Source organism: Thermoplasmata archaeon, assembly GCA_035622275.1.
Lineage (GTDB): Archaea > Thermoplasmatota > Thermoplasmata > Lutacidiplasmatales > UBA184 > Lutacidiplasma.
Genome location: DASPVQ010000012.1, coordinates 1 through 9633, shown reverse-complemented (window position 1 = coordinate 9633; position 9633 = coordinate 1). Strand labels below are relative to the sequence as shown.

9 protein-coding genes and 1 rRNA gene are annotated in these 9633 nt (G+C 69.3%); 7 read left to right on the top strand and 3 right to left on the bottom strand.

Annotated features, from left to right (window positions below):
* From VEL82_03305 to VEL82_03290, 4 genes are all read left to right on the top strand, one after another.
* Nucleotides 1–1829: ribosomal RNA gene (locus VEL82_03305) — 23S ribosomal RNA — on the top strand; the annotation flags it as partial.
* Nucleotides 1830–1947: 118 nt separating this feature from the next.
* Nucleotides 1948–2328: a hypothetical protein gene (locus VEL82_03300; GenBank protein HXW66892.1), complete on the top strand. Its 381-nt coding sequence runs from the start codon at nt 1948–1950 to the stop codon at nt 2326–2328.
* A 52-nt stretch (nt 2329–2380) separates the two neighbouring features.
* Complete coding sequence (locus VEL82_03295) at nt 2381–3175, top strand: ribonuclease H-like domain-containing protein (protein ID HXW66891.1); 795 nt, start codon at nt 2381–2383, stop codon at nt 3173–3175.
* Nucleotides 3172–4227 (top strand): glycosyltransferase family 2 protein, encoded by a 1056-nt coding sequence (locus tag VEL82_03290; GenBank protein HXW66890.1) that lies wholly within the window; start codon nt 3172–3174, stop codon nt 4225–4227. Before VEL82_03295 ends, VEL82_03290 begins: the two co-directional genes overlap by 4 nt.
* Here the strand turns inward: VEL82_03290 and VEL82_03285 are convergent.
* Nucleotides 4224–5063, bottom strand: a complete 840-nt coding sequence (locus VEL82_03285; GenBank protein ID HXW66889.1) for a site-specific DNA-methyltransferase — start codon at nt 5061–5063, stop codon at nt 4224–4226. The two genes, VEL82_03290 and VEL82_03285, sit on opposite strands and share 4 nt — an antisense overlap.
* Nucleotides 5064–5169: 106 nt before the next feature.
* Between VEL82_03285 and VEL82_03280 the strand changes: the two genes are divergently transcribed.
* The 3 genes from VEL82_03280 to VEL82_03270 are packed head-to-tail and all read left to right on the top strand — an operon-like array spanning nt 5170 to nt 7997.
* The gene (locus tag VEL82_03280; GenBank protein ID HXW66888.1) at nt 5170–6309 is read left to right on the top strand and encodes an NAD(P) transhydrogenase subunit alpha; all 1140 of its coding nucleotides are present in this window, start codon (nt 5170–5172) and stop codon (nt 6307–6309) included.
* Nucleotides 6310–6612 (top strand): NAD(P) transhydrogenase subunit alpha, encoded by a 303-nt coding sequence (locus VEL82_03275; GenBank protein HXW66887.1) that lies wholly within the window; start codon nt 6310–6312, stop codon nt 6610–6612.
* On the top strand, nt 6609–7997 hold the full coding sequence (locus tag VEL82_03270) for an NAD(P)(+) transhydrogenase (Re/Si-specific) subunit beta (GenBank protein HXW66886.1): 1389 nt from the start codon (nt 6609–6611) through the stop codon (nt 7995–7997). Before VEL82_03275 ends, VEL82_03270 begins: the two co-directional genes overlap by 4 nt.
* Here the strand turns inward: VEL82_03270 and VEL82_03265 are convergent.
* Both VEL82_03265 and VEL82_03260 read right to left on the bottom strand, forming a co-directional pair.
* Nucleotides 7984–9033 (bottom strand): hypothetical protein, encoded by a 1050-nt coding sequence (locus VEL82_03265; GenBank protein HXW66885.1) that lies wholly within the window; start codon nt 9031–9033, stop codon nt 7984–7986. The genes VEL82_03270 and VEL82_03265 overlap by 14 nt on opposite strands.
* Before the next feature lie 138 nt (nt 9034–9171).
* A partial coding sequence (locus VEL82_03260) for a hypothetical protein (GenBank protein HXW66884.1) occupies nt 9172–9633 on the bottom strand: 462 nt, incomplete at its 5' end.

The following is a 9633-nucleotide window of genomic DNA, read 5'->3' as shown; positions in this document are numbered from 1 at the left end:
AGTGTCATGCAAAGGGCGTCCGTGTTCGAAGACAACTGGGAGGTGGGCTCAGAAGCAGCCATCCTTCAAAGAGTGCGTAACAGCTCACCAGTCGAGGGCATGGGCACCGAAAATGGACGGGGCTAAACCGGCCCCCGATATGCGGGCGCGCCGTCGATCGACGGCGATCGTGTAAGGAGGCGTGGTGCTCGGGTAGAAGTAGGGGCGTGAGCTCCTATGGACCGGGTTCCATCGAAAATCCTGGGAGGAGTAGCAGCAAAGACGGGTGAGAATCCCGTCCGCCGAAGGGGCCAGGGTTCCACGGCAACGATCATCCGCCGTGGGTTAGTCGAGCCTAAGCGAGTCCTTAGTCGGCACTCGCGAACGGAAACACAGTTAATATTCTGTGACCCCAAGGTCAAAGCGTCCTCGAGGAAGCCGGCCGCTAGGGAGTGTGGGCATATGCCAGCCTATCGGTCCTGCGTCGCCCCGGGAAGTACCGTCATGGTGAGAACCGGGGGCAGTGGGATCGGAACTCCGCGAGGAGATTTCCCCCGATGCGGGCGGCCCGTGAAAAGTCGAGGACGGCATCTTGGGCTCGTACCGAGATCTGACACAGGTGCCCCTGGGTGAGAAGCCCAAGGCGTGTCGGCGAGAATTCGAGTGAGGGAATTCGGCAAATCAGCCCCGTAACTTCGGGAGAAGGGGTGCCAGACCTGAGGAGGTCTGGTCGCAGTGACCAGGGAGCTCCGACTGTTTAACAAAAACATAGGTGGCCGCGAGACCGAAAGGTTGTGTATGGCCGCTGAATCCTGCCCAGTGTCGGTATCTGAAAGCCCGGTACAACGGGACGAAGGACCGGTAAACGGCGGGGGTAACTATGACCCTCTTAAGGTAGCGTAATACCTTGTCGCTTAATTGGCGACTTGCATGAAGGACCAACGAGAGCTCTACTGTCCCCACTCGGAAGCCGGCGAAACTGACTCATTGGCGAGCAGTCCAATGTCTTCCGTCTGAAAGTGAAGACCCCGTGGAGCTTTACTGCAGCCTGCGGTTGTGATACTAATCCGAATGTGTAGCGTAGGTGGGACTCGCTACCAGGGCGGGCCGCTAGGTCCGTTCCGAGAGGCCGATGAAACACCACCCTTTCGGGTTGGTATCGCTCACCCCGCGAGGGGGACACCCGTAGGTAGGCAGTTTGGGTGGGGCGCCACGCCCTCCAAAATGTAACAAGGGCCCCCAAAGGTCGGCTCAGGTGGGTCAGAAATCCACCGTAGAGTGCAAGGGCAAAAGCCGGCTTGACGGGAATCTGCCTAACGAGGATTCCCGATGCGAAAGCAGGGCCTAGCGAACCAATGTGCCTCCCCTGTAGGGGCCATTGATATGAGAAAAGTTACCCCGGGGATAACTGAGTTGTCTCCAGCAAGAGTCCCTATCGACCTGGAGGCTTGCTACTTCGATGTCGGTTCTGCCTATCCTGGTGGTGCAGCAGCTACCAAGGGTGGGGTTGTTCGCCCATTAAAAGGGATCGTGAGCTGGGTTCACACCGTCGCGAGACAGGTGTGTTACTTTTTGGCGGAAGTGTCCGGGTCTCTGACGAGAAGGTTCCCATAGTACGAGAGGAACGGGGAATCGGCGCCTCTAGTCCATCAGTTGTCTGGCAAGGCATCGCTGAGCAGCCACGCGCTACGGGATAAGGGCTGAAAGCATCTAAGCCCGAAACTCCCTCGAAAAAGAGAGACCCTGAAGGACATTCGTAGAAGACGAGTTCGATAGAGCCGGGGTGTACGCGGAAAGCCTTCGGGCGATCCGTTCAGCCCGCGGCCACTAACGTCCGCAGCTACGTCACCTGGTTATGCTTGGCAGTTACACAGAACGCGCGTGAACCTTTTTTTCCAAGGTTCGAGTCCCGGGCCTCGGGTCCCGGATCGGCGCAGGGGCTTAGACCGCCGGCGCTCTCGCGCGGCGATGCCGAGCCTGGGGGTCGCGCGAAGCCACTGGCCGGTGGTGGCCTGGATCCGGCTGCGCCTCCCCGACCGGCCGCCCCCGGTGATGCTGACCCCCGGCTTGCCCCCGCCGCCGGACCCGCCGCTGGAGGTGCTCGTGCCCAACCCGGTGCCCACCGATCCGAGGAAGCGCGTGTACGCCTACGAGGAGGAGCACGGAGACTGGGTGGTGCGGCTTGTCTGGGACGCGGACGATCCCACGGTCCTCGAGGCCGAGTGCCGCGCGCCGCTCTACGACCGGCGCCTGGCCCGCGAGGAGGTCCCGCGCTTCTGGGCGGCCGTGAAGCAGCTCGTATCCAGCCTCGGACCCCTGCCGGTCGAGTCGGCCGACCCGCGCCCGTAGCCAGGCTGCGCGGGGGCGACGAATAATACGCCCCGGCCCGTCGGGCCCGCCCGTGCTCCGCGCGACGTTCTGCCACCTCCCGGGAATCGGCCCGGTCGGCGAGGCCCGCCTGTGGAGCGCCGGGGTCCGCGACTGGGGGACGCTCGCCGAGCGCCTCGACGGCCTCGGGCTCGCCTCGGGATCGAACGCCCGCGTGCGCGCCGAGCTCGCCGAGAGCGAACGCGCCTTCGGGGCGGCCGACAGCGCCTGGTTCGGGCGCCGTCTCCCCGAGCGGGAGCACTGGCGGCTCTACCCGTCGTTCCGCGAGCGCACCGCCTTCCTCGACATCGAGACGACCGGCCTCTCCCCTTACGCCGGCATCGTGACGGTCGTCGCCGTTCACGGCGGCGGGGGAACCCGATCGTTCGTCGCCGGCGACGACCTCGAGGAGCTGCCCGCCTACCTGCGGCGCTTCGGAGTGCTCGTGACGTTCAACGGCCGCCAGTTCGACGTCCCGTTCCTCGAGGCGACGTTCCCGCAGCTGCTCGTCCCGCCCGTGCACATCGACCTGCGGTTCCTCCTCTACCGGCTCGGCCAGGCCGGCGGGCTCAAGCGGATCGAGGAGCGGCTCGGCGTCGGCAGCCGCGCCGGCGTGGAGGGGATCCACGGACTCGACGCGGTCCGCCTGTGGCAGGAGTACCGCCGGGGGAACCTCGCCGCCCTCGAACGCCTCGTCCGCTACAACCGGGCCGACACCGTGAACCTCGAGCCGCTGCTCGAGCTCGCGACCGCCGAGCTCGCCCGGCGACTCCTCCCCGACGGGTCGCCCGAGGCAACGCGGCTCTCCGGGGCCCTGGCCGCGCCATGAACCCCGAGGTCCCCGTCGGTCCGACGCCGGAGGTATCGGTCATCGTCGGGGCGTACCGCCGCTCCGAGTTCGTCGAGCGCGCGATCGACTCGGTGCTCGCGCAGCGGCTCGAGCGCTCCCGCTTCGAGGTCGTCGTGCTGACGGATCTGGACGCCCCGGACCTCGTCGAGCGTTACGGCGCGCGCGGGGTCGCCTTCGTCCGGAGCGGCGAGCCGCGGATCGGGCGGTGGTTGCTCGCGGCGATCGATCGGACGCGCGCCCCATGGATCGCGTTCCTGGACGACGATGACGAGTTCGAGCCGGACCGGCTCGCGAGCGCCCTCGACGTGCTCCGATCGGAGCCCGGGACGATCTTCTACCGCAACCGCGTCCGCCCCATCGACCGGGACGACCGGCCGATCCCGGGCCCTCGCTGGCGGACCCTGGATCGCGATCCGGCCTTCGACCGAACCGGTCCGGTCCGCGTGCCGACCGGCGACCGCCGCGCGCTCGCGCCGTTCCTCGTCGAGGACGCGACGACGTCGTTCAACAGCAGCACGATGATCGTTGGCCGCGCCCTGTTCGAAGGGCCGCTCCGGGAAGCGTTCGCGGCGACCCAGCTGCCGGACCTCGCGCTGTTCGCGCTGTCGATCCTCGTCCCCGGCGGGCTCTACCTCGACGACCGCCGGCTCACCCGCTACCGGGTCTCCGGATCGAACGTCTCGCACCAGGTCGCCTGGCTGCGGCACGCGGTCGACGGGCACGCCGCGCTCGCCTCGATCGCCCGCGCGCGCGGCCGGGACGACCTCGCCGACTGGCTCGCGGGCCTGAGCGTGCACTACGAGCGGATGTCCCGCGGCGAGACGGTCGTCGAGGGGGTCCGGGGCCGGGCGACCCGCGCTCGAGTGGTCGACGGCGCCCTCGACTACCTGCGGTTCCTCGGCCAGCATCCGGCCGAGCGCCACGCGCGCCTGGACGTCTGGTCGGCCCCGCTCTACGCCGGCGGCTACCTTTTCTTCCCCGGGCTCGCCCAGCGGATCGCGCTCGCGCGCCCGACGGCGGCTCGCGGCTAGCCGAGACGGCTCGCGCCGTCCCGCGACGGCATCGGGACCGGCGCCCCGGGCGGCGGGATCCAAGCGCCCGGGGGCGGCCGCGCGGCGCGCACGCGCGCCAGGGCCTGCGCACAGTACTCGCTCGAAGAGTCGACGTGCAGGTAGTGCCGGCCGAGACGGCGCGCGACCGCCGCGACGGTCCCCGTGCCGCCGAACATGTCGAGCACGACGTTCCCGCGGTAGCTGTAGAACTTGACCAGGCGCTCGATCAGCTCCTCGGGGAACGGCGCGGGATGACCGGCCCGCCTCCGTTCGGGCGGGATCTTCCAGAACCCGTCGGAGAACCGTTCGAACTCGCGCGCGGAGATGTCGATCCTCGCGCGGTCCCCGGGCAGCCGCCACTGGCCCTTAGAGAACACGAGCACGTACTCCCAGGACGGCACGATGTGCGGGTTCGACGGGCTGCGCCAGGAGCCCCAGGCGGTCCGGCGGCCCATGGTCTGCTTGTACCAGATGATCTCGGTCCGCATGATGTAGCCGAGATCGCGCAGGTCGCGCGCGAGGTCGTGGTGGATCGGGCGGAAGTCCTTGATCGAGGTCGGCGCAACGTTCAGCACGAAGCGCCCGCCGCTGACCAGCACGCGCTGGAGCGCGCGCCACACCTCCCTCAGCCAGCGAAGGTATTCCTCCGGCGCGAGATCGTCGTGGTAGTCGCGGTACGGCATGCGCAGGTTGTACGGCGGGGAGGTGACCGCGAGGTGAACGCTCTCGTCGGGCAGACGGTCGAGAACGGCCCGGGCGTCCCCGCAGACGATCCGGTCGCGCCAGAGAGGCTCGCGGACGCCTCGACCGGCCATCACCTTCGCGAGCGACGGGGGCCTGATGACGCTTCGCCGGCGCCGCGGGCGCGCCGGCGCAGCAGCAAGCGTATAATCTCGCCCGTTTCGAGCGAGGCCGACTCCGATGCCGGTCGAGATCGCCGTCCTGCGAGAGACCGTCCCCGGCGAGGCGCGGGTCGCGCTCGTCCCCGAGGTCGTCCCGCGCCTGGCTAAGTCCGGGGTCCGCGTCGCCCTCGAGGCCGGCGCCGGCACCGCGGCGCGCTACCCCGATGCGGCCTACGCGGCCGCGGGCGCGCGGGTCGACGTCGAGCTGGGCGCGGTCGTCGCGGGCGCCTCGATCGTCGTCTCGGTCCAGCCGCCGCCGCTCGCGACGCTAGCGCGCCTCGCGCCGGGCACGATCCTCGTCGCGCTGATGAACGCCTCGCGCCACCTCGAGGAGGTCGCGCAGATGCGCGACGCGCGCCTCACCGCCTTCGCGCTCGAGCTGCTCCCGCGCATCACCCGCGCGCAGAGCATGGACGTGCTCAGTTCGCAGGCGACCGTCGCGGGCTACCGGGCGGCCCTGATCGGCGCCGAGCTGTGCCCGAAGTTCCTGCCGATGCTCACCACGGCGGCCGGGACGATCCGTCCGTCCAAGGTCCTCGTCCTCGGCGCCGGCGTCGCCGGCCTCATGGCGATCGCGACGTCGAAGCGGCTCGGCGCCCTCGTCGAGGCCTACGACGTCCGTCGGGCCGCCGGCGAGCAGGTCCGCAGCCTGGGCGCCCGGTTCCTCGAGCTGGCGATCAACGCGGAGGGCTCCGGCGGCTACGCGAGGGAGCTCACCGACGCGGAGAAGCAGCAGGAGCAGGAGATGCTCGCGAAGGCGATCGGGGAGGCGGACGTCGTGATCACGACGGCGGCGATCCCCGGACGGCGCGCGCCGATCCTCGTCCGCCGCGCGATGGTGGAGCGGATGCGCCCGGGCGCCGTGATCGTCGACCTCGCGGCCGAGACCGGCGGCAACTGCGAGCTCACCCGGCCCGGCGAGGAGGTCGAGGTCGGGGGCGTACGGATCGCCGGACCCCTCAACCTTCCGAGCCAGCTGCCGTTCCACGCGAGCCAGATGTTCTCCAAGAACGTCGAATCGTTCCTCGGGCTGCTGCTGGGCTCCTCCGGGAACCTCGTGACGGACTTCTCCGACGAGATCCTCGCCGCGAGCCTCCTGACGCGCGACGGGAACGTCGTCCACGCGCCGACCGCCCAGCTGCTGGCCGGAGGCAACTAGGTGGCCGCGGACCTCTGGACGGCGCTGTTCATCGCGATCCTCGCGGCGTTCACGGGCTACGAGGTGATCGGCCGCGTGCCGGTCCTGCTCCACACGCCGCTGATGAGCGGCTCGAACTTCATCCACGGCATCGTGCTGGTCGGCGCGATCGTCGCGCTCGGCATCGCGAGCACCCCGCTCGAGCAGGCGATCGGCCTGGTCGCCGTGATCATGGGCGCGATGAACGTCACGGGCGGCTACGTCGTCACCGAGCGGATCCTGGCGATGTTCGACCGCTCCAAGCGCAAGGGAGGCCCCCCATGAGCCCCGGGGTGGCGGACCTCGTGGACGCGGTGTACGTCGTCGCGATCGTCGTCTTCATCCTCGGATTGAAGGCGATGAGCTCGCCCGAGACCGCGCGGCGGGGGATCGTCTTCGCCGGGATCGCGATGCTGATCGCGGTCGCCGTCACATTCCTGACCCCGAACCTCTCGAATTTCGCGCTGATCGCGCTCGGGATCTTCGTCGGCGGCGGCCTGGGCTTCTACTGGGCCCGCGTGGTCAAGATGACCGCGATGCCGCAGATGGTCGCGATCTTCAACGGGATGGGCGGCGGGGCGGCGGGCGCGATCGCCGCCGTCGAGCTGTTGTCGGGCCTCGCCGCGCCGGCGACCGCGGCCCTCAGCGTCGCCGGCGCGGTCATCGGGTCGATCTCGATCGCCGGCAGCCTCGTCGCGTTCTCCAAGCTCCAGGGATGGCTGCGCTCGCGGCCGATCGTCTTCCCCGCGCAGCAGCCCGTGAACCTCGGCGTGCTCGTCGTCGGGCTCGCCTTCGGCGTGCTCGCCGTGGTCCGGCTCGAGACGCTCTGGCTGCTGCCGTTCTTCCTCCTGCTGCTCGCCTTCGGCGTGCTGATGGCGCTGCCCATCGGGGGGGCCGACATGCCGGTGGTCATCAGCCTGTTCAACGCGCTCACCGGCGTCGCGGTGGCGCTCGACGGCTTCGCCCTCGTGAACGGGCCCCTCGGGGACGCGGGCTACGCGATGGTGATCGCGGGCACGCTGGTCGGGGCGGCGGGCTCGCTGCTCACGATCCTGATGGCGCGCGCGATGAACCGCTCGGTGGGCAACGTCCTCTTCGGCGCCTTCGGCGCGACCGAGGAGACCGGCGCCACGGTCCAGGGTCAGCTCAAGCCGATCGAGGCGGGGGACGCCGCGACCCTGATGGCCTACGCGAGCGAGGTCGTGATCGCGCCCGGCTACGGGATGGCGGTCGCGCAGGCCCAGCAGAAGGTGAAGGAGCTCGCCGACCTGCTCGAGGCCCGGGGCGTGCGAGTGAGGTTCGCGATCCACCCGGTCGCCGGCCGCATGCCCGGCCACATGAACGTGCTGCTCGCCGAGGCCGGGATCAGCTACGACAAGCTCTTCGACCGCGACGAGATCAATGACGAGTTCCCCAACGCCGACGTCGTGCTCGTGATCGGCGCGAACGACGTCGTGAACCCCGCCGCCCACCGGCCGGGGAGCGCGCTGCAGGGCATGCCGATCCTCGACGTCGAGCGCGCGAAGAACGTGATCGTGATCAAGCGCGGCCAGGGCAAGGGCTTCGCGGGCATCGAGAACGATCTGTTCTACCGCGACAACTGCCGCATGCTCTACGGCGACGCGGCGACCGAGGTCGGCCAGCTGGTGGCGGCGCTCAAGAAGGCGTGACGGGCTCGGGCTCGGCGCGCGGGTCCCGCGCCGGACCCGGGCGCGAAGCGCCGCGACCTGCGACGACCGCGCGCGCCCTGGCGATCCATGCGTCGACGCGGCGGCGGAAGAGCGCGTAGCCCCAGACCGGCCACACGTAGTAGTTCCAGTGGTCCCACAGGTCGGCGAGCCCCCGGACGCCCCCCGCAGCGCTCGAGCAGCCGGGTCCCCAGCCGAAGGTGAGCGCGTTGCAGTAGACCCCGAGCGGCTGGTAGATCAGGAACGGGAGCACGAGGACGAGCGTGATCGGGACGACGAGCGCGACGCGGAGCCAGTCGCGACGGATCGCGTGGTAGGCGATCCAGAAGACGTTCGCGAACTGCTTCATGCCGTAGGTCAGATATTCCACGATCCTCGCGCGGGGCCCGGAGCCGCCCCGCAGGCTGAGCGTCAGGAAGAACAGGACCGTGAGGTCGTTGAACCCGTTCGACGCGAGCAGCGCGATCACGGGCGAGGCGAGCGTGACCGCCGCGAACTCGTCGCGCCGCACGAGGTAGACCATCCCGAGCCAGGCGGCGACGCAGACGGCCTCGTAGCCGACCACCCCCGTTCCGGGGATCTGCACGAACGAGACGAGCGGCAGGTAGGTGTCGTAGCTCTGCGAGGTCACCGGATAGGTGAGGAACGGCCCGATCGACACGGTGTAGTGGAGGACGAGCAGGTGCGTGTACGGGTTGGTCCCGTTCACCATGAGGCCCGCGTAGGCGATCGTCGTGCGGCCCTCGTCCGTCGCGCCGTTGCCGATCCCCGTGACGATGCTGACCAGGGCGAGGATCAGCCCGAGGACGACCAGGCGCGGGACGAACCGACCGGGAGAGCGGCCCGCGGCCCGGATCGCGACGTAGAGGCCGAGCGACCCCAGGGTCGCGAGGTCCCAGGGGATGGCGAAGTACGGCGTGATCCCGAGGCGGACGTAGAGCAGGACGATCGCGACGGTCGGACCGGCGAGGATCGCTCCGAGCAACAGCTCGGGCAGGTAGCGCCTCCCCCCGCGCATCTCGGAGCGAAGGTACCGGGCCGCGCGCCTAACCCTTTTGGCGTGCGCCAGCGCGCCGACCATCGAGGGGCTGCGCGCTGGCATCCGGCGCAGGGGAGGGCGCCGGAACCATCGGACCGCCAACGCAGGCTGTCCCTCCTAATCTCCGGCGACCTTCTGGGGCGTGACGATGGCGCTCGAACAAGCGCACCGGCTCCTCCCATCCCTCGCGACGTTCGGCTTCGACGTCAAGGCCGCGTCGACACTGGTCCCCAGCAACTGCAGCGTGACGCTCCCTGATGGGCGGCGCGCATCGTATGCGATTGGCGGATGATCTCCGGTATCGAGGGCCGCAGGGCAGGGCCGGGGATCGGTGAAGGGCCGCCCGAGGTGCAACTGGTGGAGTTGAGCCTTCGGATGATCCCTGTCAAGGGCGGAGTTGGCATGCTCCCTCTGTCCCATGATCGCGCGCACCGAGCGCGCGGTCTGCGTCGTGCCGGGAACACCCGCAGACCGGCCCGACGACGTGTCGATGTTCTGCCAACGTTCTGCCGTCACGCAGTCCGGATCGATACTGTCCCAGAAGAGCGGGAGAGGTTGAGAAAATGGGTGCCGCGGATT